19 protein-coding genes are annotated in these 25436 nt (G+C 72.1%); 7 read left to right on the top strand and 12 right to left on the bottom strand.

Annotation, left to right across the window (positions count from 1 at the left end; all coding sequences use genetic code 11):
- Positions 1-34: 34 nt before the first annotated feature.
- Positions 35-496, bottom strand: coding sequence for a MarR family transcriptional regulator (locus tag ACFYM2_RS08040; RefSeq protein ID WP_358994001.1), 462 nt, complete (start codon positions 494-496; stop codon positions 35-37).
- Between the two features lie 78 nt (positions 497-574).
- On the opposite strand from ACFYM2_RS08040, the gene ACFYM2_RS08035 reads away from it, so the two are divergent.
- The gene (locus tag ACFYM2_RS08035; protein ID WP_388459953.1) at positions 575-943 is read left to right on the top strand and encodes a VOC family protein; all 369 of its coding nucleotides are present in this window, start codon (positions 575-577) and stop codon (positions 941-943) included.
- A 42-nt stretch (positions 944-985) separates the two neighbouring features.
- On the opposite strand, the gene ACFYM2_RS08030 is transcribed toward ACFYM2_RS08035, so the two are convergent.
- Together ACFYM2_RS08030 and ACFYM2_RS08025 are read right to left on the bottom strand one after the other, a co-directional pair.
- Positions 986-1642, bottom strand: a complete 657-nt coding sequence (locus tag ACFYM2_RS08030) for a hypothetical protein (RefSeq protein WP_358993996.1) — start codon at positions 1640-1642, stop codon at positions 986-988.
- A 143-nt stretch (positions 1643-1785) separates the two neighbouring features.
- Positions 1786-2661 carry a LysR family transcriptional regulator gene (locus ACFYM2_RS08025; RefSeq protein ID WP_358993993.1) on the bottom strand — a complete coding sequence of 292 codons (876 nt, stop codon included), beginning with the start codon at positions 2659-2661 and terminating at the stop codon, positions 1786-1788.
- Positions 2662-2731: 70 nt separating this feature from the next.
- Here ACFYM2_RS08025 and ACFYM2_RS08020 point away from each other — a divergent pair, with 70 nt between their 5' ends.
- Positions 2732-3100: a nuclear transport factor 2 family protein gene (locus ACFYM2_RS08020; RefSeq protein ID WP_388834341.1), complete on the top strand. Its 369-nt coding sequence runs from the start codon at positions 2732-2734 to the stop codon at positions 3098-3100.
- Positions 3101-3326: 226 nt separating this feature from the next.
- Positions 3327-3773, top strand: coding sequence for a hypothetical protein (locus ACFYM2_RS08015; protein WP_358993987.1), 447 nt, complete (start codon positions 3327-3329; stop codon positions 3771-3773).
- Positions 3774-3829: 56 nt separating this feature from the next.
- Here the strand turns inward: ACFYM2_RS08015 and ACFYM2_RS08010 are convergent, their stop codons facing one another.
- Positions 3830-4840 carry a questin oxidase family protein gene (locus ACFYM2_RS08010; RefSeq protein WP_388834339.1) on the bottom strand — a complete coding sequence of 337 codons (1011 nt, stop codon included), beginning with the start codon at positions 4838-4840 and terminating at the stop codon, positions 3830-3832.
- Between the two features lie 197 nt (positions 4841-5037).
- Between ACFYM2_RS08010 and ACFYM2_RS08005 the strand changes: the two genes are divergently transcribed.
- Together ACFYM2_RS08005 and ACFYM2_RS08000 are read left to right on the top strand one after the other, a co-directional pair.
- Complete coding sequence (locus tag ACFYM2_RS08005) at positions 5038-5502, top strand: MarR family winged helix-turn-helix transcriptional regulator (protein WP_388834336.1); 465 nt, start codon at positions 5038-5040, stop codon at positions 5500-5502.
- 77 nt (positions 5503-5579) lie between these two features.
- The gene (locus ACFYM2_RS08000) at positions 5580-7346 is read left to right on the top strand and encodes an MFS transporter (protein ID WP_388834333.1); all 1767 of its coding nucleotides are present in this window, start codon (positions 5580-5582) and stop codon (positions 7344-7346) included.
- Between the two features lie 28 nt (positions 7347-7374).
- Here the strand turns inward: ACFYM2_RS08000 and ACFYM2_RS07995 are convergent, their stop codons facing one another.
- Positions 7375-8856, bottom strand: a complete 1482-nt coding sequence (locus ACFYM2_RS07995) for an aldehyde dehydrogenase (protein WP_388834330.1) — start codon at positions 8854-8856, stop codon at positions 7375-7377.
- Positions 8857-8926: 70 nt separating this feature from the next.
- The gene (locus ACFYM2_RS07990; protein ID WP_358993972.1) at positions 8927-9511 is read right to left on the bottom strand and encodes a flavodoxin family protein; all 585 of its coding nucleotides are present in this window, start codon (positions 9509-9511) and stop codon (positions 8927-8929) included.
- A gap of 265 nt (positions 9512-9776) precedes the next feature.
- Here ACFYM2_RS07990 and ACFYM2_RS07985 point away from each other — a divergent pair, with 265 nt between their 5' ends.
- A complete protein-coding gene (locus ACFYM2_RS07985) occupies positions 9777-10481 on the top strand; it encodes a TetR/AcrR family transcriptional regulator (RefSeq protein WP_388834327.1) in 705 nt (234 codons plus the stop codon).
- A gap of 171 nt (positions 10482-10652) precedes the next feature.
- Here ACFYM2_RS07985 and ACFYM2_RS07980 read toward each other — a convergent pair whose 3' ends face one another.
- Complete coding sequence (locus tag ACFYM2_RS07980; RefSeq protein WP_358993966.1) at positions 10653-11120, bottom strand: MarR family winged helix-turn-helix transcriptional regulator; 468 nt, start codon at positions 11118-11120, stop codon at positions 10653-10655.
- A 100-nt stretch (positions 11121-11220) separates the two neighbouring features.
- On the opposite strand from ACFYM2_RS07980, the gene ACFYM2_RS07975 reads away from it, so the two are divergent.
- Complete coding sequence (locus ACFYM2_RS07975) at positions 11221-12435, top strand: amidohydrolase family protein (protein ID WP_358993963.1); 1215 nt, start codon at positions 11221-11223, stop codon at positions 12433-12435.
- Between the two features lie 89 nt (positions 12436-12524).
- Here ACFYM2_RS07975 and ACFYM2_RS07970 read toward each other — a convergent pair whose 3' ends face one another.
- The 5 genes from ACFYM2_RS07970 to ACFYM2_RS07950 are packed head-to-tail and all read right to left on the bottom strand — an operon-like array spanning position 12525 to position 25009.
- The gene (locus ACFYM2_RS07970; RefSeq protein ID WP_388834324.1) at positions 12525-13850 is read right to left on the bottom strand and encodes an aldehyde dehydrogenase family protein; all 1326 of its coding nucleotides are present in this window, start codon (positions 13848-13850) and stop codon (positions 12525-12527) included.
- 37 nt (positions 13851-13887) lie between these two features.
- Positions 13888-14787: a hypothetical protein gene (locus ACFYM2_RS07965; protein WP_388834321.1), complete on the bottom strand. Its 900-nt coding sequence runs from the start codon at positions 14785-14787 to the stop codon at positions 13888-13890.
- Positions 14780-16420: a PfaD family polyunsaturated fatty acid/polyketide biosynthesis protein gene (locus ACFYM2_RS07960; RefSeq protein ID WP_358993955.1), complete on the bottom strand. Its 1641-nt coding sequence runs from the start codon at positions 16418-16420 to the stop codon at positions 14780-14782. The genes ACFYM2_RS07965 and ACFYM2_RS07960 overlap by 8 nt, the downstream gene beginning before the upstream one ends.
- Positions 16417-18642, bottom strand: a complete 2226-nt coding sequence (locus ACFYM2_RS07955; protein WP_388834318.1) for a 3-hydroxyacyl-ACP dehydratase — start codon at positions 18640-18642, stop codon at positions 16417-16419. The genes ACFYM2_RS07960 and ACFYM2_RS07955 overlap by 4 nt, the downstream gene beginning before the upstream one ends.
- A gap of 49 nt (positions 18643-18691) precedes the next feature.
- Positions 18692-25009 (bottom strand): SDR family NAD(P)-dependent oxidoreductase, encoded by a 6318-nt coding sequence (locus ACFYM2_RS07950; protein WP_388834315.1) that lies wholly within the window; start codon positions 25007-25009, stop codon positions 18692-18694.
- Between the last annotated feature and the right edge of the window lie 427 nt (positions 25010-25436).

Genomic DNA, 25436 nt, shown 5'->3' with positions numbered 1-25436 from the left:
GCCCTCTTCGCGCGTCCGCGTTCGGCTGAGCGGATCAGCCGCCCAGCGCCGACGCGATCCGGTCGAGGTCGGCCAGGAGTGCGGTGACGCGCTCGGGCGGGATGGCGTCCACCATGCGCCCCTCGATGGCGTACACGGCGGCCTGTACCGCCGCGAGGCGTGCGCGGCCCTCTTCGGTGAGGCGGGCGGGAAGGGCCCGGCCTTGGCCGGCGCTGGCGGGGCGAGTGATCAGACCCGCTTCCTGGAGGCCCCGCAGGACGACGTTTCCGGACTGCCGGGTGACGAACGTCGCGCGGGCGAGGTCGGCGTTCGACATGCCGGGGTGTCGCGCCAGGAGCTCAAGGGTCGAGTACTGGGGCACGGTCAGTCCGTGCTCGCGCAGCACCTTGTCCATCGCGCCGCGCAAGGCCGCCTGGGCGCGTTTGAGCAGGTAGCCCACGTGGTGGGTGATGTCGTCCGCTGGGCTGAACGGCTCGGTCGGCACACTCTCGTTCATGTCAGCATTTTGACATGCCTCGCTCCGGTGCCCTAATCTCAATGTCAAAGTCCTGACATTGAACAGCGAGGAAATCCCATGTCTGTTGCCATCGAGAGTCCCGACTTCATCGCCTTGCAGGTCCACGACGTGGAGGCCGCAGCGGCCTTCTGCGAGCAGCACCTCGGCCTGCGCCGCGCCGAGGTCTCACCCCCGCACGCGGTCGTGTTCGCCACCGAGCCGGCGTTCGCGGTCCGCGCGCTCCTGCCCGGCGTCAGCCTCGCCAGCGGCGCGCGACCGGGGCTCGGCGTCGTGCTCTGGTTCCGGACCTCGGACGCGGTGCGACTCCACGACCAGCTGGTCGCCGCCGGCGTGCAGATCGTCGAGCCTTTGACGGACAGTCCGTTCGGGCCGAAGTTCTCCTTCGAGGGTCCGGAGGGGTACGTACTCACCGCGCACGGGGGCTGAGCAACGGGGTGGCTGAGCGAGCGCGGTGGGCGCGCGCCGCTCCTAGGTTCGCGGTGTACTGTCCGAGCGCCACGTGGTGAGACGAGGGCGCCCCGGCAGTTCGGCGCGGCCGGTGGCCCACAGCAGGGTGAGCCAGGGGTCCGCGCCGTCCGGTGCCTCCGGAAACAGCCGGGCGAGCACACGCGAGCAGAGGGCGGAGGGCGGGGCCCAGGCGAGCCCGAGGCCTTCCGCCAGATCGTGCATGTGCACCAGCGTCTCCTGCATCCCCAGGGCCGCGAAGCCCTCGGGGTCGGACACTCCGGCGGCGTGGTGGGCGCGGACCCGGGGCGAGGTGGTACGCACCATGGCGACCAACAGCGCGCCGCACGCCTCCAGCACCTGCGTCAGACCGTCCGGACCCTCGGCGCGGTCGGCGTGGACGAAGACCGGGGGTGCGGCCGGCCTTTCCCGGTTCAGAGCGAACGGCACATGGGTGTCCAACGGCGGGCTCTGCGGCCCGAGTTGGACGGCGTAGTACAACAGGTCGTTGGCGAGGTGTTCGGCGGTCTCCCAGCAGTCCCACTCCAGCGAACCGGCCTTGCCGCCCCATCCCTCGGCGGGTGCGTTCCGGAGCGTGGCGACCGCGAGCCGCACGGCGAGGTCCACGTCGTCCGCCGTGACGGGAGACGGCACTGATCGGGTTTCCACTGGTCGAGACATGGCGGCACGGTATCGCGGCGGAATGAAATGGGCGCTCCCGGGCGGGAGTTGTGGGGGCGCCGGGCCGGTCGAGCGCCTTGCCCTTCGATGGTGAGGGCGGCATGTTCTGTGCGCCGGGCAACGGCCGGCCCCCGGTCGCGGCGCTAGCTGGTTCGCAACGCGGTCAGGAGGCTGGTTCGCAGGAGCAGGGCGGCGGGGGAGTGCTGGCCGCGGCGGGTGATGAGGCCGAGTCGGCCGTGCGTGGTGGCGTCGGTGAGCGGGATGCTCCGCAGGCCGGAGCCCCGGGTCGAGGACGCGCTGAGGATGGCGATGCCGGCGCCGCGCTCGGCGAGACGCAGCAGGATGTCAGGGGAACTGGCGTCGAGGTCCACGCGCGGGTCGCGGCCGGCCCTGCGGCAGGAGTCCTCGTACGCGGCGCGGATGCCGGTACCGGGGGAGAGGCAGAGGATCTTTTCCCCGCCGAGGTCGGTGAGGCGCAGCTCCGGCCGGTCGAGCGTGTGCCCGGCCGGGACGACGGCGGTGATCGGCTCGTCCACGACGACGTCCACCACGAGGCCCGGGGTGACGTCACCTGCGTACCCGATCAAAGCCAGGTCGAGCGCGCCGGAGAGGACTCGCGCCTGGAGATCGTCGGAGTGGCCCTCGTGCAGGCTGAGTTCGACGCCGGGGTGGGTGCGGCCGAGGTCGGCGACGGTGTCGAGGAAGGCCGGGATGGAGCAGCCCATGATCATGCCGAGCCGTACCCGGCCTCGGACGGCGTCGGCGAACTCGGCGGCGGTGTGCTGGATGGCGTCGAGGGTGGCGAGCGCGTTCTTCGCGAGCGGGAGGACGGCCTCGCCGACCGGGGTGAGGCGGATCCGGCGCCCGGACCGGTCGAGCAACCGCTGCCCCAACTCCTGTTCCAGCTTCGCCACTTGGGTGCTGATCCCCGACTGGCTGACGTGCAGTCGATGAGCGGCGGCGGTGAACGTGCCCTCGTCCATGACCGCGGCGAAGTAGCGCAGCTGATGAATCTCCATACGCAGATATGATAGCTCGCATCTGAATTATCTGTTGGACGGATGGATGGGGTGGCCGGAGGATGGAGGCATGACGACGACGAAGACTGCGCGAGAGCTTGCTGAGATCTACTACACGGCCTGGGAGGCGGGCGACTTCGAGACATTGCGGGGGGTGCTGGCCGAGGACGTCGACTTCGTCGGAACGCTGGGCGCGGCGTCCGGAGCCGAGGAGGCGCTTGCCGGGCTCAAGGGGCTCGGCCGAGTGCTGGAGAAGGTCGACGTGCGGGTGCGGGTGGCGGAGGGCGACGAGGTGATCACCTGGTTCGACCTGCACACAAGCGTCGCGCCGCCCACCCCGACGATGAACTGGATGCATGTGGAGAACGGGAGCATCACCCGTATCCGGGTGACCTTCGACCCCCGCGAGTTGCTGGCGGGCTTCGAAAAGCGGGGGTGAGAGGGGAGGGGCGTCGCGTACGGGCTCGGCGTGAAGTCCCGTCTCGCGGTGCGCCGGGCGGTGCCACAAGCGGGGCGCTGCCCGGTCGTCGCGCGGGGCCGGTCGGCGGCCGGAGCGTCGGCGGCGCACCTTCGAGTGAGGTGGTGCCGCGAACTGGCAAGCGGCAGGCGCCCCTTGGATACTCTCCCCTTGAGACCGTCGTGTTTCACCGGGAGGGGAGCCTGCCATGTCTGACCGCGAGCCCGTCGAAATTCTGGAGTTCTCCGACGACCTGCATTCCTCCGACGCTTCGCCGCTGCGGGACTTTCTGAGCGCCCGCCTGACCGAACTCGCGGAACGGCAGGAGGCCGGCAGCGAGGCGGCCTGGGCCGCCCACCGGCTGCGACAGAGCACGGACCACACGGCCCTGTGTCTCTGCGACCTCCTGACCAGCTGGGGCATGGAAGTGGCCGCGGGCCGCACCAATGAACCAGGGCTCACCCAGCGGCTGCGCCAGGACATCCAGATGTGGTGGAACGAACTGTGCCTGACGGCCGCCCGGTTCTCCGACCATCCCGACTATCTGCCCCGGTGGCGCCAACTGGAGCACCTGTGCCTGGAGTTCGCCGAGTGGGAGGAGCACTGGAAGGACGGGTTCTCCTCCGGTACGTACCAGGACGGCGCTCACCCGTAACGGAGCGGGGAGCGGACGCGGGCCCCGGCCGCACGCCCACCTCGGCGGTAGGCGCCTCACCCGAGCGGGACGCTCAGCTCCATGGAGCGCAGAGCCGCCGCGAGGGCCGGTTCGTCGCCGACGTCGAGAGCGGTATCGGTGAGCTTGATGACGTGTTCGTCGCCATGAGCCAGGGCCCGTTCGACGACCTCTTCAGGGGTGAAGGTGCCGGGTGGGGTGTACGTGACCGGAGCGGCCGGTGCGTACATCGCCGTGACTGCCGCGGCGGCCGTCCACGCCGCCCGCAGGCTGGACGGCCACAGGGACCGCGGGAGCGCGGGCAGGGTGCGCAGGACGGCGTTGGGGGCCGTGGCCGCGTGGACGAGCATCGTCTCCTCGCCGTGGCCGTGGGTGGCGTACCGGTGTGTCGCCGCCCGCACCAGCTCGGTGAGGTGGCGGTAGGCGTCACGCGGTTCCGTCACCCCGGCCGCCCACACCGGCAGAGCCCTGACGCGGTCGAGCCGCGCGGGAAAGCCGCCGTCCTGCTGGGCGATGCGCGGCACCGTGTCGAGAGCGGCGGCCGCCTTCGCGGCACCGGGCAGCGGGGCCGGCGTCGCGACGGGCCGGTGACGCGCGGCCCAGTAGCCAAGGCCGTGCGCGAGTTCTCTCAGACGAGGTTCGGTGATCTCGCCGGACAGCAGAGTGCGCACGGCGTGGCCCACCCGGATCACCGGGTGGGTCGAGCCGCCGTACATGCCGGGCAGGAGGCGGGGCCACCATGCGGCAAGGACCTCGCGCCAGGGGTGTTCGGCGAGCTCCCGCTCGAAGAAGCGGATCCAGTCGGCCGCGCGGCTCGGGTCGCCCAGCGCGGAACGCCAATTGGCCGCCGTGACGGGCGCGACGCCGGACGGGAATTCCTCCAACTTGCGCGCGTACAGGTCGAGCCAGCGGTGTACTGAGCGCGCCTGTCCGCGCGCGACAAGAGCCTCGACGGCCATCGGCGCGTGGTTGGTGAGCCGTCCAAGCCGCTCGGGCCCGCAGGCGTGCAGCCGCGCGAGCGCTTCGTCCAGAATCCCTGTCGTATCCATGGCGGGGACGTTAGACGCGTCGTCACGGCGGCGTAACGGGCTGAGGACCTAAGCCCCGCTTAGGACTCGCCGGCTGTCGCACCGCTCCTGCTGTAAAAGGCGCCGGCTCCCGTCAGCGCCCTCCTGCATGGAGGCGTGCCCTCGTTCTCTCCCGTCCCGGCATATGCTAAAGCAGGTTGATAAGGTAACCTTAGTACATGCCCCAAGATTCCGACCCGAGCGACCCGAGTGGCCTGAACGCGAGTGACGTCGCTTCCGCGCTGCTGGCGAGTCTCAGCGTGCTGGTCCGGCGGGTGCGTCAGGTGCCGGTCGAGGGGGGACTGACGATGCCTGAGCGGACCGCCCTGGCCCAGCTCGCGCGTTCGGGCCCTACCACATCCTCGGCGCTGGCCCGTGAGGCGCAGATCACCGCGCAGTCCATGGGGGCGACGCTCGGCGGGCTTCGGGCGCGCGGTCTGGTCGAGCGCCGGCCGGACCCGGATGACGGCAGGCGTGCGGTGATGTCGGTGACCGACGCCGGCCACCAGGCGCTGCGGGACAAGCGCAACGCCCGGGGCGAGCTCATCGCCCGGGCCCTGACCAGTGGCGAGTTCACGCCGGCGGAGCTGGAACAACTGGCGGCGGCCGCCCCGCTTCTTGAACGGCTGGCCCAGAACATCTGACGCATCTGACGCCGCGTCGCCGACGGACCGTCGCCGGGGCGACCGGGGCGCGGACGCGATCACGAGGGAGAAGGCCGATGGCGGATCCTGCGCGGACGCTCGCTCTGGACGGGGACGGGGCATCCCAAAGCCGTTACAAGTGGACGGCGTTGACGAACACGACCGCCGCGGTCTTCATGTCCGCGCTGGACGGCTCCATTGTGCTGATCGCCCTGCCGGCGATCTTCCGGGGCATCCATCTGGATCCGCTCGCCCCGGGGAACATCGCGTACCTGCTGTGGATGATCATGGGGTACCGCCTGGTACAGGCCGTCCTCGTGGTCACGGTGGGACGGCTGGGCGACATGTACGGCCGCGTCCGGATGTACAACAGCGGGTTCGCGGTCTTCACGGCCGCATCGGTCCTGCTGTCCTTCGACCCCTTCGACGGCGGCCACGGCGCGATGTGGCTGATCGGCTGGCGTCTGGTGCAGGCCGTCGGCGGATCGGTACTCACCGCGAACTCGGCCGCGATCCTCACCGACGCCTTCCCCGAGGAGCAGCGTGGTTTCGCCCTGGGGATCAACCAAGTCGCGGGCCTCGCAGGGATGTTCATCGGGCTCGTCGCCGGCGGACTGCTTTCGGCGTGGGACTGGCGCGCGGTGTTCTGGGTGAACGTGCCCGTCGGGGTGTTCTTCACCCTGTGGGCGTACCGCACCCTGCGCGAGAGCGGCCGGCACGAGGGCGGCCGGATCGACTGGTGGGGCAACCTCACCTTCGCGGTGGGCCTCAGCGCGGTCCTGATCGCCGTCACCTTCGGACTCCAGCCGTACGGCGGTCACACCATGGGCTGGACCAACCCGTTCGTCGACGCGCTCATAGCCGGCGGTCTCGTCCTGCTCGCGGCCTTCGTCGTGATCGAGAACCGCGTCTCCGCGCCGATGATCCAACTCGATCTCTTCCGCCGCCGCGCCTTCACCTTCGGCAACGTGGCGGGACTGGCCATCTCGATCGGCCGGGGCGGGATGCAGTTCGTGCTGATCATCTGGCTCCAGGGCATCTGGTTGCCGCTGCACGGCTACGACTACGGCGACACCCCACTGTGGGCGGGCATTTTCATGCTGCCGTTGACCGCCGGGTTCCTCGCCGCGGGCCCGGTGTCGGGTTATCTGTCGGACCGGTTCGGCTCTCGCGGTCTGTCCACCGGCGGTGCCCTGCTGTTCGGCGCCAGCTTCCTGGGGCTGATGGCGCTCCCCATCGACTTCAGTTACGGGATCTTCGCCGTGCTCATCGCGGTCAACGGGATAGCCAGCGGCATGTTCGCCTCTCCCAACTCCTCCTCGATCATGGGCAGTGTGCCCGCCCGCTCGCGCGGTGTCGCCTCCGGTATGCGCGCCACCTTCCAGAACTCCGGCACCGCCGTGTCGATCGGTGTGTTCTTCTCGCTCATGATCGCCGGACTGGCCCACAGCCTTCCCCAGGCACTGACGGCGGGGCTGCGACAGCAAGGCGTACCCGCCGACGTCGCGGCCCACGCGGGCAGCCTGCCCCCGGTCGCTTCCCTGTTCGCGGCGCAACTCGGCGTCAACCCGGTCCAGCACCTCCTTCAGCCGAGCGGCGTAGTGGACCACCTGACAACCGCGCAGCAACAGGCCCTGACGGGGCGGGAGTTCTTCCCCGCCCTGATCTCCGGGCCCTTCCACTCCGGCTTGGTCGTCGTGTTCGCCTTCGGCGCCGCGCTGGCCCTCCTGGCCGCGATCGCCTCCCTGCTCCGTGGCGCCGGCCCTGTCGCGAAGCCCCCGAAACCGGGGGCCGGCGCCGTCGGCGAAACACACGCGCCCGCGACCTTTGACGGCACGCCATGAACGAGGCCGGCCCCGCTGTTCGACCCCGCTATTCGGTGATGGGGTAGCGCGGGCTCTCGGGGCCTTCGATGGTGATCCACTGGAGCTCGGTGAACTCATCGAGTCCGGCCCGGCCGCCCGACTTGCCGTAGCCGCTGTTCTTCACCCCGCCGAAGGGGATCTGCGGTTCATCGTCGAGGGTGGCCCCGTTGATGTGGCACATGCCGGTGTTCATGCGCCGCGCCAGGGTCAGGGCCAGGGGGATGTCGCGGGTGAAGATGGCGGAGGTGAGACCGTAGTCGTTGTCGTTGGCCACGCGCAGGGCTTCCTCGGGGCCGTCGACGGCGACGACGGTGACCACCGGCCCGAACGACTCCTCACGGTAGACCCGCATGCCGGGTGCGACGTCGGCCAGAACGGTCGGGGCGAAGCACGGGCCGGTGGCCGTTCCTCCTGCCAGCAGCCGTGCGCCCGCCCCGACGGCGTCCCTGACCAGACCGGTCAGGCGCGAGACGGTGTCCCGGCCGACGACGGGGCCGAGGACGGTCCCGGGGTCACGGGGGTCCCCGCAGGTGATGGTGGCGGCCAGGGCGGCCAGACGCCGGGTGAACTCGTCCGCGACGGCGCGGTCCACGACGACGCGCTCCGTGGACAGGCAGCCCTGGCCCGCGTTGGCGAACGCGCCGAAACCCACCGCGCCGACGGCGTGGCCCAGGTCGGCGTCGGCGAGGACGATGGCCGGAGCCTTGCCGCCGAGCTCCAGGATCGCCGGCTTCAGGTGCGAGGCCGCCTTCTCGCCGATGAGGCGGCCGACGCGGGTGGAGCCGGTGAAGTGCACGCGTCGTACGGCTGGGTGGGCGATGAGCGCGTCAACGGTGGCGGGTGCGTCCTCGGGTGCGTTGGTGATCAGGTTGAGCACGCCGTCCGGCAGCCCCGCCTCGATGAAGCACTCGACGACCAGGCCATGGGTGCGGGGTGTCTGCTCCGACGCCTTCATCACGACGGTGTTCCCGAGGACCAGCGCCGCCGGAACCGAAGCGCCCACCAGCAGTGCCGGGGCGTTCCAGGGAACGATGCTCGCGACCACGCCGACCGGTTTGCGGATGGCGAGCGAGGTGCGCCCCGTGGCTTCCGAGGGGATGACGTCACCGGTCAGGCCCTCGTGGGCGGCGCTCGCCGCGTAACGGATCTTCTCGGCCAGGACCTTGACGTTGTGGGCGCCCCAGGCGGCGGGGCCGCCCATCTCGGCGGTCATCGCCTCGGTCAGTTCCCCGGCGCGGGCCTCCAGTTTCTCGGCCGCCGCCCACAGGAGGCGGCGGCGTTCGCTCGGTGCCAGCCGCGACCAGGGGCCGCGTGCCCGCTCGGCCGCTTCGACTGCGCGTACGACGTCCGAGGCGTCGGCGGCCGCGGCGCGGGACGCGACTTCGCCGGTGTAGGGGTCGTACGCCTCGTAGGTGCGGTGGCCGGCCGCGTGTTGCCAGCTGCCGCCGATCATGAGTCGCTGCAAGGGGGATGGGGTGGTGGGGGTCATGTGTGCTCCCGTCCCGCTCGCCCCGCCCGGGGAGGGCGGGGCGAGCGGTGGTGATGTGCGGACGTGCGGACTACCGCTGGGCGGCCAGGCCGTCGCAGTGGACGCGGGTCTGCTCGGCGACGCGGCGGCCCAGGTGGCGCGCGGTGTTCAGGTCGGCGTCATGCACGTCGGCGGTGTCGTTGAAGCTCTGCGCACCGGCGCCGAGATAGAAGCCGAGCCGGTTGTCGTCCTCGGGGCTGGAGGTCGTGGTGTTCCAGCCCGGGAGCAGGCCGAGGCTCACCCAGAGCATGCCGTGCTGGGCGGCCAGGACCGCGAAGTATTGCAGGGTGTGCATCTTGTCCCCGCTCATGGAACCGGAGTTGGTGAATCCGGAGGCCAGCTTGTCGCTCCACGCGCGGGTCATCCATCGCTTGCTGGTGGCTTCGGCAAAGGCGTGGAAGGCGCCGGAGGCGGTGCCCATGTAGGTGGGGGAGCCGAAGATGATGGCGTCGGCGCCGTCCAGCGTCTCCCAGTCCGCGTCGCTCAGCGACGCGACGTCCACGCGGTGGACCTGTGTGCCGGGAAGGGAGAGCGCGCCGTCGGCGACGGCGGCGGCGATCTGGGCCGTGTGGCCGTAACCGGAGTAGGAAGCGATGGCGATCGATATGTCGGACATGGTTGTCCTCTCATGATGTCGGCGCGTGCCGACGGGGGATGTTGTTCTGGGTGCGGCTCAGCGATGGCCGGGCGCCCGGCACGCACGCCGGAACGCCGGAAGGCGCGCCGGAACGTATGAGGCAGGGACGCGCCGCCGATGTGGTCATGCGTGTGGACGCGGCATGGGCGTCCGCATGGTCATCGGCAGGGCCTTGATCGGTGTTCCGGTATTGACCGTAGCACTGTTAAGGCAGTGATACGCAAGATGGCGTATCATCGATCCCATGGATGATCCCAAGCGCGCCGTCAGATACCGGGTCCTGCGAGTCGCGGCCGAGCTGTTGGAGGAGCGGGGCAGCGAGGCGGTTTCCACGCGGGCCGTGGCCACCGCGGCGGGAATCACGGCCCCTGCGCTGTACCGGATGTTCGGCGACAAGGACGGCCTGCTGGACGAGCTGGCCGCGCACGGCTTCGAGATGTACCTGACCGAGAAGCACGAGGTGCTGGGCGGTTCCGAGGATCCGGTGGCCGACCTCTACCGGGGCTGGGACCTGCACGTCGACTTCGGCCTGCGACACCCCGCCTTCTACTTGCTCATGTACGGGACGGCCCGCCCCGGCCGCAGGCCCCCGGCGGCCGACGAGGCGCACGCCCTTCTGGTGAGTCGGCTGGACCGGGCCGCCGCCGACGGGCGCCTTCGAGTGCCGGTGGAGGAGGCGACCCATGTGGTCCACGCCGCGACGACCGGTGCCGCCCTGGCGCTGATCGGTGAAGACCCGGCGCGGCGGAATCTGTCGGCCTCGACACGGCTGCGCGACATCGTCATCGGGTCCATCACCACCGATGCGCCGGTCGCTGCCGGGACGGACCTGGCGACCCGCGCGCTCGCCCTCGACGCGGCGCTGGCGGGAGAAGACGGCGCTGCGACCGCGCTGCGCGCCACGGAGAAGGCCCTTCTGTGTGACTGGTTGCACCGCCTCGCGGAGTAGCGCTACCCGCCCGCGCCCTTGAGGTCCGCGTACCGGAGTGGGAGGCAAGCCGTGGGGCTCATCTGCCGTACGGACGCCGGGTGTTGGGGCCCGCGCCCTCTCCGGTGGGGCCCGCGTCACGTGTGGGGCCTGGCTGTCGCGCGGATCTCAGCGCGGCGCCGGAGCGCCGGTTCAGTCGCGGGCCGCGGCCCGGCTCCTGGACCAGGCGGTGGCGTCGACGCCGTAGCGGACCAGCAGGCGTGCGAACAGGAGCCGTTCCTCCGGCGACCAGGCGGCGGTGATCTCCAGGAACGCCGCACGCTGTTCGGCGGCGAAGCGGCCGCGCTCGGCCTCGCCGTGCTCGGTGAGCTCCAGCACGGTGCGGCGTCCGTCGAGCTGGGAAGCCGCCCGGCGCAGCAGACCCTCCTGGATGAGGGCGGCGACGGTCCTGCTGGCCACGGGCTGAGCGATGCCCATCTCTGCGGCGAGGCCGCCGACCGTCGTCTCGTCCGGAGCGTCGGCGATCACATTGAGTACGAGGTTGCGCGACAGGTCCTTGCCCGAAGCGGGTGCGCGGCGTCGCAGACGGGACAGCGCCGGGCCGATCTGGTCAAGCGCCAGGTCGTCGGGGCTCTGATCGGAGAAGGACGCGCTGCTCATGGCCCGAGTCTAGCCCGCGCCCACCCATTTGCATGCTCATTGGTAAATGCATAGCATCCGGTATGTACATGCGAACAGGCAATGAAATGAGGCGGGCTCCATGGCACTCACCGCGATCACCAACGCGCAGGTCTTCGACGGGGAGAAGTCCCTCGGCGTACGGACCGTGGTCCTCGACGGCGGAAGGATCGTCCGCGTCGGGGGCGAAGCCCCCCAAGGCAGCGAGATCGTCGACGGTGGTGGCGCCACCCTGCTGCCGGGGCTCATCGATGCGCACGTCCACTCCGCGCCGGGCTCCCTGGCGCTGGCCCTGCGCTTCGGTGTGACGACCGAACTGGAGATGCAGGGCATGAACACCCGGGAGAACCGGGGGCTCATCACCGAAGACGACTCCGTCGCCGACGTGCGCTCCGCCGGCTTCGCCATCACACCGCCCGGCGGCCACCCCAGCGAACTGATGCCCGAGGGGTTCCGGCCGAAGTGGGAACTTCCCCCGGTGATGCCCCTGATGCCGTTCTCCACCACTCCCGAGGAAGCGGCCGCCTTCGTGCCTCAACTCCTCGCCCGGGGCTCCGACTTCATCAAGTTCATGATCGACGACGGCAGCGTGGAGGGGCACCCGGGACTGCCCTCGCTGGACCAGGCCACCGTGAACGCCGGCGTGGCGGAAGCCAAGAAGTACGGCGCCCTCACCGTGGCCCACGCGCTGACGCTGGAAGCCACCGAAATGGCCGCCGAAGCCGGCATCGACGGTGTCACCCATGTGTTCATGGACCGGCCCCACACCCCCGAGATCATCAGCCTCATCAAGGACGCGGGCATGTTCGTCATTCCCTGCGTCACCCTCAACGCCTCGATGATGGGCATCACCGCCGCCGACCTGGCCGACGACCCGCGGGTCGCCGCACGCCTCGACAGCAAGTGGGACCAGACCCTGCGCTCCAGCTACAACCGCTACCCGCAGGGCAGGCTCCAGGACGTGTACGACACCGTGCGCGCCCTGGACGCCGCCGGCGTGGACGTGCTGGCCGGCACCGACGTCTCCATGCCCGAGACGTTCTTCGGGGGTATGGCACACGGGGCGAGCCTGCACCACGAACTGCGCCACCTCGTCGCGGCCGGTCTCACCCCCGCACGGGCCCTGCGCGCGGCCACCGCCACCACGGCACGCCGCTTCCGCCTCGGCGACCGGGGCCGTATCGCGGAAGGACTCCGCGCCGACCTCGTGCTGGTCGACGGCGACCCGACCACCGACATCGGTGACACCCTCAACACCCGCGCCGTCTGGCGGCGCGGCACCCGTCTGACGGCCTGACAGCACACCCCGCGCGCGTCCGCCGACCGCCGCCGCGAGGCGCCAGGGAGCCGACCGGACGCGCCGGCGGAGCTCGCGTTCCCCCGCCGTCAGAGCAGCAGACCCGCTCTGGGCGCCTGATTGAGGTGGATGCGGCGAGCGGGGAGGTCACCGAACTGCGGGGACAGGTACCGCAGAGGGGTGCGGGTGAAGACGCACAGGTGGTGTCCGCCGCGCCGGGCGTGGTCCAGGACCTCCGCCCAGTGGGTGAACGCGGTGACGAGCGCGACCGGCCCCTGGGGGATCTCCGGCCTGGGGTCGCTCAGGCCGGCGCCGTCCCGGAGGAGGACCGGCGCCGGGACGGGCGCAGCCGCGACCGACCGGTGCTCCAGCGTGCGCGGGCGGGGCAGGAGAGAACGGGCTCCGGCCGCGAGGCATGCGTCGAACCACTCCGACAGAAGAGCCAGGTGCTGTTCGTCCGGCAGCGTCGTCATGCAGGTCGAGGCAGCTGCCTCGCGGCTGAACCGGTGCAGGAACTCCTCGGCCCGCGAGGCGTGGACGGCGACGTGCGGAGTGGCGGCGCAGCCACGGCCCGCGCGGGCGAAGCATGCCCGCACCGCGGCGCGTGCGGCCGCGCGCGCACTGCCGTCGTGACGCAGAACGAACAGGCCCGGTGGCCGCGACCGTACCCGCCAGGGCCCGGCCGGGTCCGGCGGACAGCACAACGGCGCCACGGCGTCGGCGTGTTCGGCCAGGACGGCGCGCAGGCCGGAGCCGGACATCGCGCCGGGCGCCTCGCCGCGCACCGCCACCTGCCACACGCCGTCGGGCAGGCCCGCGCGCCGGGCCATCGCGGTCACCGCCAGCGCCACCGGCGCTGTGCGCGCGCTCACCTCGGTCACCACCGCCCCACCCCTGAGGAGCGCGGGCAGCGCGCCTTCGCACAGGGAGGCCAGCGGCCGGGCGTCGTCCCCGTACGAGACGGTGGCCGCGCGGGCACCGGTCTGCTCGCTCGCGTACGGTGAGCGCGGCCACCGGTGCGAGGCGAGGCCTCCTCCCCTCGCGGCATGGCGCAGCAACCGCTCGCCGTCCTGGCATTCCTCGACCGCGTCGGCGGGGCCGAAGCCCGCGCCGTGACGCAGCAGCCTGGTCAAGTCGGCCCGATGGGCGCGGATTTCGTCGCGCAGCCCGGCGATGACCCGGAGCCGTGCCGGTGCGCCGGCCCGCAGCCAGGATCCGCTCACCTCGCGGCCCCGGGCGACTGCGGCGCGGGCGTCGGCCGCCGAGCACACGGCGAGCGGCGGCAGCGGACGGCCCGAAAGGGCGCTGCGCACCGTGACCAGATCGGGGCTCGCGGGCGTGAGGGCGCTCACCGCGAGCGCTTGGGCCATGGTGGCGCCGAGCAGTTCTTCGTAAGTGTGCGCGGGGGCGCGCATGGTGACGCTCCGTCAGGTGTGATGGTGGTCCGGCCAGTCAGCGGTGGGCGACCGAGTCGGTAGTGCCCGGCTCGTGGGCCGGGCCGGGGAGCGGGGGAGGAGGTGATGTTTCGGTGTGGTCGTGGAGCGTGGGGAGGACCACTTTGCGGCAGTGGGCGGCCAGCGCCCCGCGCGGCCGCAGGAAGGCGCCCGCGGCCGCCGCCCAGAGCGTTCCTCCCGGCAGGGCGCCCAGCTCGCTGACGGCCAGCCGGGCAGTGAGAGCCAGGGCCAGGCACGGCCCCAGGGTGATGAGCGCCGCGTGAGCGACGAGGCGGACACCGGGGGACCACCGGGCGGGCCCCGTGACGGGCCGGCGCGAGCCGTCGTCCCGGACGTGGGCCCGCGCGTTCAGGCAGAACATCGCGGGCATGAGGACGAGCCCCATGACGAGGAGGGTGGCGGCGATGGGGGAGCGCAGCCAGGTGGCGAGCTCGGTCCAGGACGGGAGCTGCGCTCGGGAGAACTCCTCGCGTGGCGTCGGCGCGAGAAAGCGGTGCATGCCGGTCCCGTCCCAGCCGTGGAGGAGCACGAAGAACACGGCGGTGTACCCGCCGACGTACTGAAGGCTCGCCGCCGAGATCCGGCCGGCCGCGAGCAGCCGGTGTGCGCACAGGTACCCCAGCGTGGCGCTCGCGGTGATGCCCGCGCTGAACAGCGCCAGCCCCCACGGCGGGATGTGGCGGACGGCGTACATCGTCTCCCAGCCCGGGAAGCGGACCGCGAGCCACATGCCCATGGGGGTGAAGAGGAGCCCGATGAACAGCAGGGTCGCGGTCAGGTCGCGCTCACGCACCGTGCGCCGCCGGTCGCTGTCTTCGGCCCCTCGCAGTTGCTCGGCCGTGGACAAGGCACAGCCCGCCCCGATGGCATAGGCCCAGAAGGCGTCCACTTCAACCATGGACGCTTCCCTCGGGGGACGACGGGTGCGGGAGCACGGGGCGCACGGGCTCCTGCGGATGGGGTGCGCCGGCGTGTGCGTCACCGGCGTACGCGGCTCCTTCGGGCGGAGGGCAGGCGGTGCACCAGGTGGGCAACCGCACTCCGGCGTACCGCAGTTGGGCGAGCCGGGCATGGTAGGCGGCCCCGTCGAGCAGTGCGCGCGCGACCTCGGCGACGCGGCGGTTGCGTGGGTCCTGCCAGGAAGTCCCGTGCGTCCACGCGTTGAACGCGCCCATCGCGGGGCCGCACCAGATCTGGTAGTCACCGGCGCGGGAAGGCTCGCCTTCGACCGCCCAGCGGGAGGACAGGCCCAGATACCAGCGGAACAGCAGTGCCATGCGCACCTTGGGCTCGCGGGCCGCGCGCTCCGCCTGGGAGGGGCGCCGACGGACCAGATACTCGGCCACCTCGGCCCACGCCTCGGCGACGGGGCGTCCCAGGACCTGCTCCTCGAGCCGCAGCCGGTCCTGCGGCGAGAGGTCGTCGAGCGTGGCGTGCGTACGGTAGAGGCGGTACAGCCAGGACGCCCGCCCCGCGAAGAGCGTCCCCCGGCGCAGCACCTGCACGTCCACGCCCATCTCGAACATGTCGGCGGACGGAGCCATCGCGCAGTCGGCGACGTCGGCCGCCGCGAGCAGTTCCTTGGCCCGCGTCGACGTGCCGGCCTCGACGCAGGACTGGTTGACGGAGCCGGTGACGAGGTAGTCCGCGCCCAGTGAGAAGGCGGCGAAGGCGGCCCGGGGGGTGCCGATGCCGCCCGCCGCTCCGATGGCGACGCCCGCGCCCGGCCCGTTCTCGCGGCTCTCCTGGTCGCGCAGGGCGAGAAGGAGAGGGAGCTGCGTGACGAGCGGGCGCCGGTCGGTGTGTCCGGCGGAGTCGGCTTCGACGGTGATGTCGTCGGCCAGGGGCGCGCGCCGGGCGAGTTCGGCCTGGTCGGTGCTGAGGCGCCCGTCCCTGACCAGTTCCGTCACCAACTCCTCGGGCGCCGGACGCAGGAAGAAGGACGCCGTGGCGGCTTGGGACGCCTTGGCGATGACGCGGTGCGTGGCGCGTACGGTGCCGTCGGGCCCCGGCCGCAGCCCTGCCGCCCGGTAGCGGACCAGATCGAGAGTGGGCCGCAGAAACGCGGACGCCTCGACGCACGGTACGCGGTGACGCAGGTACAGATCGACGCACCGGCGTTCGGCGGCGGGCTCGGCCGGGCTGTGGATCAGATTGCAGGCCCACGGAAGGCCGGGCAGCCGGCGCCCCAACTGCCTTACGGCGTCCTCGACTTGGGGCGCGGGCAGCCCGGCAGCCCCGAAGGAGGCGAGGCAGCCGGCGCGGGCCATGGCCACCACCAGATCCACGGAGGAGATCCCCGCCGCCATGGAGCCCGCCATGTACGGGAAGCGCAGCCCGTGGCGGTCGAGGAAGGCGGGCGAACCCAGGTGGCGCGCGCTGACGGGCGCCGCCACCGCGACCACTCGGACGCCGGGCCCGGGCCGTTCGGTCGTCGTCCCGGTGCGTCCGTCGATCTGCACCACGTAACACGGCCGATCGAGGTCGGCCAGGTCGTAGCGGACGCCCGCGATGTCGAAACGCACGGTCATGACGCCCTCCGTCCCGTCGTGCCGCCCAGGACCTCAAGAGCGATGTCGTCCACGGCGTAGATGCGCAGGCCGTCCCGCCACACGCTGCCCTCGGCCAGCGCCGTGGTGCCGGCGTCCGTGCGGATGACCTCGCGCAGATGCACCTCGGCCTGGAGCGCTCGGTGGTGTGGCTGGATCTGGCCGCGATACGTCCAGCGCAGCTCGGCGCCGAGCGCCGGTCGCGGCTCGGGCGTCGCGTCGGTACTGATCCCGGCGGAACGCAGGCACACCCGAGCCATCTGGAAAAGCAGCTCCACGCCGCAGGAGCCGGGCATGACCGGGTCGTGCAGGAAGTGCCGGCCGAAGTACCAGTCGTCGGGGTCGATGGGCTTGTCGCACAGCACATAGCCGAGGGAGTAGCGTCCGCCGTCTGCCACGAAGGAGATGTCGGCGCCCTCCAGAAAGGCGAGCCGCCCCGAGGGCGCGGGGTGTTCGCCGGTGGGTCGCGGCGGCCGGGCGAGGGGCGGTGGTGACTGACGCCGCAGCCAAGGGGCCACGAGGCGTCCCCCGTCCAGGCCCTGCTGCTGGGCGAGGACCGGCTCGGTGAAGAAGCCGTGGACGGTCTCTCCCGTATAGAACGTCTCACCGCCCACGGCCAGTTCGTACCGGTAGCGTTGCAGCAGCGCGCCCGGCAACGGCGTGTGGGAGAGCACGGTGGTGCGCTGGCGCACGGTACGGCCGCGCAGGTCCACGGCGCGCACCAGCCGCGAGGAGCCTTCGAGGTTGCGTACGGTCAGGTTCTGATCCGGATACTCGGTACAGGCGCCGAGCGATGCTCCGACGAACGCGGCCGCCTGGAGCGACATCTCCAGGAGCGCCAAGTGCGGGACGTCGCCCGCGTTCTCATCGACGTACCAGGGCGCGTGTGGCACGTCGTACTCCGTGACGTACGACGTGTCCGAGAGGTGGGAGCCCGGGGCGGCCGGGGCGTCGATCATGCGGTCGAGCATCAGGAGGTCGCCGCGCGGCAGCCGGGGACGGATCAGGCAGGCCGAACGGTGCCGGGCCGCGCCGTGGGCGACGCTCAGGTCGCCCTCGGAAGCGTGGGCCATGTGCAGTTCGTGGGCGAACACCTGTCGGCCGTCCGGCGTGCGGCGTGTGCCGCAGCCGCTGTCACCCGGACCGAGCTCGCGCCCCGGGGGTTCACGCAGCACGCAGCCCACCCCACGCAGGCGGGCGGCGATGGTGCGGCCGTCGCCGAAGGACACGTCGGCCACCACGTGCGGGCGCGGGACCAGGCCGATCGATACGATGTCGGCCGCCATCAGGAGCGGGCCGGACAGGCGGGCGCCGTCCCGTACCTCGATGTGGACGCACTCCTCGGTCCAGGGCGTCACGGACGGGCCGGGCAGACACAGGTGCAGGCCCTGATGGAGCGCGTGGACGTGCAGGGCCTGCCACGCGGCGGTCAGCAGTGCCACCCAGTCGGGTGTTCCGGCCCGGCCGCCGGGCGTCGTGGCGGTGACCCGCCCCTGGCCGTGGCGGCCGGTGCCGGAACCGGTCACGACGACTTCGTCCAGGAGCGCGAACGCGGTCGCGCTCAGGGCCCTGGGCGGTTCGGCGGCCGCGCAGGACGCGCCGAGGACGCCGGCCAGGTCCCCCGCGGCGAGCCGGTCCAGCTCGGGCCGGCCCAGACGGTCGCGTACCGACTGAGCCAAGGGCCTGAAATGCCTTGGGTACGTGGAGAGTTGGCGTACGGGCCACGGCGTCGCGGTGGGCGCGGGTGCCGCGCGGCGGCCGGTCACCCGCGCGACGGTCAGCCCTTCGTGCCGGACCTCCCAGGCCTCTTCGTCGGCCGACGCGACCTCCGTCACGCGCAGGTCGTCGACGGGGACCATCGGGGATGCCGGGCACCACGTCAACGTGGCGCGCAGGGCGGATGGTTGACGCGGCGCCATGGCGACAGGCGCCGTCGGGAGCACGGTCAGGGGTGCTCGGGACGCCGGTGCCAGCAGCGCCTCCTGGAGAGCTTGGTGGGCTCGCAGCGCGGCGTGGTGCGCTGCACGCACGGTGGCCGCCAGTTCTTCCGCGAGCGCGGCGGCACGCGTCGAGTACGGGGCGGGAGCGGGAAGGCCCGGCGCGGGGGCGGGCAGGCCGGGCGGTCTCCGCGCCGTGTCCCCGACAGCCGGATCGGGCCACCACGGGATGACGGGACAGGATGCGTCGAAGCTCAGGTCGTCCATGAATTCTCGTCTGCTCGGACCGGTGTGGAATGGGTGGATGACCCTCGGGTCACGCGGTGGCCGGGCGCGGCGCGGGCCACGCCGCCCGGCTGCCGAGCTGCGGCGCGGCCACAATGCCCTTGACGGCCTCCCAGCGTTGCAGCACCTCACCGCGCCGGTCGCACGCGGTGACCGTGCAGACGAGCTCCAGGGGCTCCTGCTCCAGCAGTTCGACGACGATCACGAACGGTTCGTCGTCCGGCAGCGGCGCGAAGAGCTGGACGCGCTCCACCGCCACCGGCAGGCACCGGTGGCCGCAGAGCCTGCGTCCGAGCAGCGCCGCCGCCTGCAACAGCAGATCGGCCAGCGCCGGGCTGTACAGCGCGCCCGCGTACGCGCCCCGGGCCACCTGGGGGTCGGGCATCCTGGCCGCGACCATCAGATGCTTGTCGTCCTCCGCCAGGACCGCGCCGAGTCCCTGGAGCAGGGGACCGTGGAAGAGGAAGCCGTCCCGGTAGGCCGGGTGCGGGCTCCCTCCGGCAACCGGGCCGGACGGCAGCGACAGACGGGGCGGGGCCGCGTCCCCCGTCGCCGTGCGGAACATGCCCTCGTAGCGCGGCAGCGGTGTGTCCACGCCGTCGTCGTGGAAGGACAGCCGCAGGTCACCCGCGCCGTCGGCCTCGGGCCGCACGACGATCCGTACGCGCGGCGGGTGCGAGCCGTCCAGAATCAGCCCCTTGCGTACCCGGAAGTCCCGGACCTCGTTCACGCGGCGGCCGGACCGCAGCCGCTCGGTCACGTTGACCCCCCAGCCGACGGCCGCCGTCATCGGCAGCACGGGAAGACCGTCGATGCTGTGGTCCACCAGGACCGCCTCCTCGGCCAGGCCCTCCAGGCCACGCAGCACCGTCAGACCCGCCGCAGGAAGCGCGCGCGCAGTGAACACCGAGCGCAGGGGGCCAAGGACGCTCACCGTGCCGGTGCCGGGGCCCGCCGCGAGCTCGTCGGTGAAGTGGGCGCACCCCTGCTCGCGCGTGAGCAGCCCGACCCCCAGCTCGGTGAACAGCGCCTGGGCCTCGGCGGATGCCATGCCTCCCTGCCAGGGTCCCCAGGCCATGGCGCGCACCCGGCAGGCGGGACGCACCATCTGCCAGGCGCAGGCGAACCGGTTCAAGGCCTCGTTCGCCATCGCGTAGTCCGTCTGGCGGCCGTTGCCATAGATGCCGGATACGGACGTGAAGAGCACCAGATGGCGCAGGTTCTCGCCCGGCAGAGCGGCCAGCACGTTCAACAGACCGATCACCTTGGTGTCCACCACGTGTCCGATGTCCTGCGGCGTCTTCAGCGCGAGGGGCTTGTCGGCGAGTACGCCCGCGCCGTGGATCACCCCGGTCACCCGAGGCGCGTAGGGGGCCAGCGCCGCCGCGACCGCCGCCGGGTCCGCCACATCGGCCGCCACATAGGAGGCTTCCGCTCCCTGGGCGCGCAGGGCGGCCAGCGTGGTGCGGATCTCGGACTGCTGTTGGACGAGGCGTACCTCGGCGTCCAGTTCGTCGCGTACGGCGGCGGAGTCGACGTCCTTGCCCTGGGCCACCGCGTGCTCCCGGCAGGCTGTGGCGAGTGCGGCCGGATCGTCGTGGCCGACGGCCCAGGCGGGCAGGTCCCGCAGCGGAGTGCGGCCAAGGAGCACGAAGCCGCAGGACCGCGCGGCCGCGAGGGCGGCGCAGCACCACGCGGTGATGCCGCGCGCGCCGCCGGTCACCACCAGGAGGTCGCTGGCCCCCGGGGTGGCGTCGGCGGCCGGCACGGGCGCGTCCGGAGCCACTGGTGTGACGGCCAGGGCCGCGCGCCGCGTCCCGTCCCAGGCGACCTCCGCCACCCGGACGGCGTCGGTCGTCTCCGTCACGAAGCGCGCGGCAGCCGTAGCCGGATCGCACGCCGGGGCGATGTCCACGAGACGGCAGAACAGGTCGGGCTCCTCGACCGCGACGGCCTTGACGAGTCCACCCAGACCGCCGAGCAGAGCGGCGGACGGGTCACCGCCGCTCCCGGCGAGGCCGAGAGAGCCGTCCAGTTGGGCCACGGCCGTGAACCCGGCCCGATATCCGGACCCGGCGGTGTCCTTGAGAGCCGGCGTGACGTGTTTGGCGACCAGTACCGCGTGCCGCAACCGGGCCACGGCGGCCGCCGTGCCCGTGCTCTGCGCGTCATGCCCGGCGGCCAGCACGCACAGGTCCAGCCGTTCCGCAGAGGCCAACAGGCCGAGGAGCCGCGCGCGCAGAGTCTCCTCATGCCAGTCGCCCAGAGCGACGTGGCCCTGCACCGTGATTCCGGGCAACATCAACCGCCGAACATCCCACCCCTGCCCCGCGAGGGCGTCGGACACCGCATCGGCCAGCGCGCTGCCGTCGTCCAGGATCAGGGCGGTGGGCCGGGGGCCGTACGCGTCGGCCAGCGTGTCGGCCGCCGGCAAGTGACACAGCGTCAGGTGTCCGCGTCCCAGCGGTACGGGCTCGGCCGCGGTCTCGTCCTGGTCCGCTGCCGCTGCGGCCCCTGCGGCGATCTCGGCCAGCATGGCGGCGAGTTCGCGGACCGTACGCGCCTGGGCGAACCGATAGATCTCCTCACGCGGCAGGAACGGATAACGTCGCCACGCCTCCGATGCGATTTCGACCTGCTTGAGGGAGTCGATGCCCAAGTCGGCCTGGATGTCCACGTCGGGCGCGACCATCTCGACGGTGTACCCGGTCTTCTCGGCGACGAGCTCACGCAGAATCCGCTCGGCCTGTGCCGCGTCCACGGCCCAGGAGGCCGGGTCCGGCAGGGCGTCAGGACCGACGGCCTCGCCGCCGCGACCGCCGCCCGGGGCCGACTCGCCGTTGTGGCCACCGGTCGCGGCCGTCTCGCCGTCGTGACCGCCGCGACCGCCGTCCCAGGCCGTCCCGCCGCCGTGCCCCCCGGCCGAGGGCGCCTCGCCGTGGTCCCCGGCCAATGACACCGCGCTGTCCGAACTGACACCGAACTCCGATGCGCACGCGCCGAGTTGGCGGGCTCCCGGCGCCAGCCCCGCCGACCCTGGTGACGACTGGCGGGGGAGGGGCACCACTGGTCCCGGCTGCCCGGCCGCGACGGCCTTCGAAGCCCCGACGCCGGCTTCGTCGTGGTGCGTCACGCCGGCACCTCGATTCGCCTCTCCGCGCCCCCGGGGAGCGTCCCCGTCCCGTCCCAGCCGTACGAGTTCGAGCATCACGTCCTGGGCATGGATGTGGGCCCGGCTCAACGCGAGGCTGTGCTCCTTGACCGCCTCCACCTGGGCGAGCAGCGTCGTGTCCGGCTCCTCGCCTGCTGCCCCTGCCACGAGCTCGGCGAGCGTACGAGCCGTGTGCAACTGTCCGTCCAAGTACTGGGTGTGCAGGGCGAGTTGGCTGGCGGCGGCGTCCACCAACGGGCCTGGCGCGACGTAAGGGGGTGGCGCGGCGACAGTCTCCGGGGCCGGGGCCGGGGCCGGGGCCGGGGCCGGGGGCGCGGCATCCATGGGGGTGGCAGACGCGCACTGGTACGTCTGCGCGAGGGCGCTCTCGTACTGCGGCCGGCGCGCCTCCACCGCGAAGGACGGCCCTTCCAGAAGCCGCGCCACGGGCGAAGCGGCGGCGCGTGGCGCGGGAGCGGGCGCCTGATGGCGGTTGATGTCCTCGATTTCCAGGCCGAGCACCGCGAGGCGCAGGGCCGCGTAGGCCAGGGCCGCCGCGCTGTCGGTGCCGACCCCGCCGTCCGTGGCGACCACGTGGACCGAGGGGTCGTCCACGATGCGCGTGGCGAGCCGGCTCAGCACCTGTCCCGGCCCGAACTCGACGAAGACGCGGAATCCGTCGGCGTACATCTCCCGCACCCGGCTCGCGAAGTCCACGGGCCGCAGCATCTGTTCGCTCAGCGTCCGCACGTTGGCCCCCGCGTCGTCGCCGTACGAGGCGTCCGGCGCCCCGGCGAACACCGGCGTGGCCGGAGCGGGCACACCGACCGCGGCGACGGCCCGCGCGAAGGTGTCGGCGGCGTGCTTGACCAGCGGGGTGTGGAACGCCCCCGCGACGGGCAGCCGATGCGTCACCAGGTCTCGGCCCCGGCAGTCGTCGGCCAGGCTCTCGATGGCAGGAGTGGGGCCGCCCACCACCAGCTCATCCGGCGCGTTGAGGTTGCACAGCGTCAACTCATGGTGAGCGACGGCTAGTTCGTCCCATACGGCTCGCGAGGCCCGGAGGGCGAGCATGGCTCCGCTGTCGCGGTCATCCGCGTCGGCCGTCGGCTCCATGGCCTGGCCGCGTTGGCGTGTCAGAGTCAGGCAGCCGTCGTCGGTGAGACTTCCGGCGGCCCACAGCGCGATCAGTTCGCCGCAGCTGTGACCCAGCAACCCGTGCGGGGCGAAGCCCAGTTCGGACAGGTAGCGGTACTGGCCCATGGCCAGCGCACCGATGGCGGCCTGCGCGCAGGAGGTGCGCCGCAGCCTGGCCGCGGCGACCCCGGGGTACTCCTGTCCCAAGACGGGGAAGACCACGTCGGCCAGCGTTTCGAGACCCAACTCACCCGGTTCCCAGAGGGCGTTGGCGCGGTCGAAGTACGCCCGCACCGGCGGGAGGGCGAGCAGGGCGTGCCGGCCCATGCCCACGTACTGGCTCCCCTGCCCAGCGAAAAGGGCCGCCACCTTGGCCCCGGGCGGCAGCGCGTCCCGACGGTAGACCAGCTGGCCGGACAGCTCCCAGCTCTCGGCCCCGGGACCGCCTTCGAGCCGGTCGATCGCCCGCGCCACCAACGACGTCCGCTCGGAGTCTGAGGCGGCCACCACCCCCAGACGGACATGCCCGGCGGGGACCGGGCCGCCCCCGCCCGGCGCCGCGCCCGCGCGCAGCTTCGCCAGCAGACCGTCCACGTCCGGCGCGTGCCACAGGTGTGCCGTCGGCGTGGTGTGCCACACCGGCACGCCATCTCCGGCGGCGGGGTACTCCTCCAGAAGCGCGTGGAAGTTGACCCCGCCGAAACCGAAGGCGGAGACCCCGCCGCGCCGCGTCGGGCGGTGGGGCTCACGCACCCAGGGCCGAACCTGCTGGTTGACGTAGAGCGCGTCGCGGTCGGCCGCTTCGCTCACCGTGTCGACGTTGATGGTCGGGGGGAGCACCTTGTGGTGCAGGGCGAGCGCGGTCTTGATGAGGCCGGCCGCTCCGGCGGCCGCCTTCGTGTGACCGATCTGGGACTTCACGCTGCCCACCGCGGCCCGGTGGGCGGCCCCGGCAGGCGCCAGGAACGTGCTGAGAGCGCCGAGTTCCACGGCGTCACCCACCGAGGTGCCGGTCCCGTGCGCCTCGATGAGCTGGACGGAGCCGACCGGCAGTTCGGCATCCTCGTAGGCGCGTCGCAGAGCGGCCAGCTGCCCCTCACCGCTCGGCCCGTAAATGCTCGGTGTCCGCCCGTCGCTCGAGCTGCCGAGGCCGCGCAGCACGGCGTAGATCCGGTCTCCGTCCCGCTCGGCGTCGGACAGCCGCTTGAGCGCGAGCATGCCGATGCCCTCGCCGATCAGGGTTCCGTCGGCCGAGCTGTCGAAGGGCCGAACGGTGCCCCGGGGCGAGAGGGCGGGCGTCTTGCTGAAGCACATGAAGGTGGTGACGGAATTGTCCGCGTCGCAGCCGCCCGTGATCATGAGGTCGGCCCGGTGCTCGACCAGTTCGCTGACCGCCATGCGCAGCGCTGCCAGTGAGCTGGCGCACGCCGCGTCGACCGTGCAGTTCGCCGCGCCGAACCCGAAGCGGTTGGCGATGCGGCCGGCGACCACGTTGGCGAGCGTGCCGGGAAAACTGTCCTCGGTCCATCCCGGGGACGCGGCCTTGAACCTGCGCTCGATCTCGTCGGCGTCCCGCGCCGAAAGCCCGCAGCTGAGCGCCGCCTCCCGCACCACGGGACCGTAGAGCCGTGACCCGAGCGGGAACATGGTCGTGTTCTGGCCGCATACGCCGAGGATCACTCCGGTACGCGAAGGGTCGTACCAATCCGCGTCGGCGCAGCCGGCGTCCGCCAGTACGTCCCGGGCGACCTGGAGGCTGAGCAGCTGGACCAGGCCGATGGAATCGAGGGTCGACGGCGGCATCGAGAATTCCGCGGGGTCGAATACCGTCGGCGGCAGGAATCCGCCGTGCCGGGCATATGTTTTGTCCTCGGCGAACATGTCGGAGTCGTAATGATCGGCGAGCCGCCAGCTCTTCTCCGGTACCTCGGTGATGCAGTCACGGCCCGTCATCACATTGCGCCAGAATTCTCTGACGTCCGCCGCTTGCGGAAACATCCCGGCTACGCCCGTCACTGCGATGGGGCTGCGCGCCAACCGAAATGCTTCCGCGTGCGTCATCGTGCTCCGTCCTCGGCAGGAAAGTGGTGAGATCATCGCAACAACTCCCGGCAGTCCGGTGTGCACGGCCGGCATGGGGCCCCGCCCCCGGGAGGCACCAAACAGTGCCATGTCGGGAGAGCTCGAAACTTCATGGCAGGCGCGGCGCCCTGACGTTGACGGGTTTCCTGGAAGCCGATGTACGGCTTCAGCAGTGACTTTTCCCGAACCGAGGGGCGCGCCGAAATACCCACTTCGAGTGAGGCGTGGGTGTTGCCGTTCCCGGAAGAATTGGCGTCACCGACGGCAGTGCGGTAGGAAGATACGCCTTCACGCGTCGGCCGATATACCTACGAGGTGAACGACGGAACCCGGCTTCGAAGCGGCCCGAGTTGATGAAGCGAAACAAATTCCACGGTGGCGGGCTCCTACGACAAAGCCCGCCACC

The organism is Streptomyces sp. NPDC006711 (assembly GCF_042869775.1).
Taxonomy (GTDB): domain Bacteria; phylum Actinomycetota; class Actinomycetes; order Streptomycetales; family Streptomycetaceae; genus Streptomyces.
Note: the sequence above shows the minus strand (reverse complement) of the source record. Positions and strands in the feature narration are given on the sequence as shown.

What these genes read in the sequence shown, in the direction of transcription:
- ACFYM2_RS08040 (WP_358994001.1), bottom strand. Translation starts at nt 496, where the DNA reads ATGAACGAGAGTGTGCCGACCGAGCCGTTCAGCCCAGCGGACGACATC.
- ACFYM2_RS08035 (WP_388459953.1), top strand. Translation starts at nt 575, where the DNA reads ATGTCTGTTGCCATCGAGAGTCCCGACTTCATCGCCTTGCAGGTCCAC.
- ACFYM2_RS08030 (WP_358993996.1), bottom strand. Translation starts at nt 1,642, where the DNA reads ATGTCTCGACCAGTGGAAACCCGATCAGTGCCGTCTCCCGTCACGGCG.
- ACFYM2_RS08025 (WP_358993993.1), bottom strand. Translation starts at nt 2,661, where the DNA reads ATGGAGATTCATCAGCTGCGCTACTTCGCCGCGGTCATGGACGAGGGC.
- ACFYM2_RS08020 (WP_388834341.1), top strand. Translation starts at nt 2,732, where the DNA reads ATGACGACGACGAAGACTGCGCGAGAGCTTGCTGAGATCTACTACACG.
- ACFYM2_RS08015 (WP_358993987.1), top strand. Translation starts at nt 3,327, where the DNA reads ATGTCTGACCGCGAGCCCGTCGAAATTCTGGAGTTCTCCGACGACCTG.
- ACFYM2_RS08010 (WP_388834339.1), bottom strand. Translation starts at nt 4,840, where the DNA reads ATGGATACGACAGGGATTCTGGACGAAGCGCTCGCGCGGCTGCACGCC.
- ACFYM2_RS08005 (WP_388834336.1), top strand. Translation starts at nt 5,038, where the DNA reads ATGCCCCAAGATTCCGACCCGAGCGACCCGAGTGGCCTGAACGCGAGT.
- ACFYM2_RS08000 (WP_388834333.1), top strand. Translation starts at nt 5,580, where the DNA reads ATGGCGGATCCTGCGCGGACGCTCGCTCTGGACGGGGACGGGGCATCC.
- ACFYM2_RS07995 (WP_388834330.1), bottom strand. Translation starts at nt 8,856, where the DNA reads ATGACCCCCACCACCCCATCCCCCTTGCAGCGACTCATGATCGGCGGC.
- ACFYM2_RS07990 (WP_358993972.1), bottom strand. Translation starts at nt 9,511, where the DNA reads ATGTCCGACATATCGATCGCCATCGCTTCCTACTCCGGTTACGGCCAC.
- ACFYM2_RS07985 (WP_388834327.1), top strand. Translation starts at nt 9,777, where the DNA reads ATGGATGATCCCAAGCGCGCCGTCAGATACCGGGTCCTGCGAGTCGCG.
- ACFYM2_RS07980 (WP_358993966.1), bottom strand. Translation starts at nt 11,120, where the DNA reads ATGAGCAGCGCGTCCTTCTCCGATCAGAGCCCCGACGACCTGGCGCTT.
- ACFYM2_RS07975 (WP_358993963.1), top strand. Translation starts at nt 11,221, where the DNA reads ATGGCACTCACCGCGATCACCAACGCGCAGGTCTTCGACGGGGAGAAG.
- ACFYM2_RS07970 (WP_388834324.1), bottom strand. Translation starts at nt 13,850, where the DNA reads ATGCGCGCCCCCGCGCACACTTACGAAGAACTGCTCGGCGCCACCATG.
- ACFYM2_RS07965 (WP_388834321.1), bottom strand. Translation starts at nt 14,787, where the DNA reads ATGGTTGAAGTGGACGCCTTCTGGGCCTATGCCATCGGGGCGGGCTGT.
- ACFYM2_RS07960 (WP_358993955.1), bottom strand. Translation starts at nt 16,420, where the DNA reads ATGACCGTGCGTTTCGACATCGCGGGCGTCCGCTACGACCTGGCCGAC.
- ACFYM2_RS07955 (WP_388834318.1), bottom strand. Translation starts at nt 18,642, where the DNA reads ATGGACGACCTGAGCTTCGACGCATCCTGTCCCGTCATCCCGTGGTGG.
- ACFYM2_RS07950 (WP_388834315.1), bottom strand. Translation starts at nt 25,009, where the DNA reads ATGACGCACGCGGAAGCATTTCGGTTGGCGCGCAGCCCCATCGCAGTG.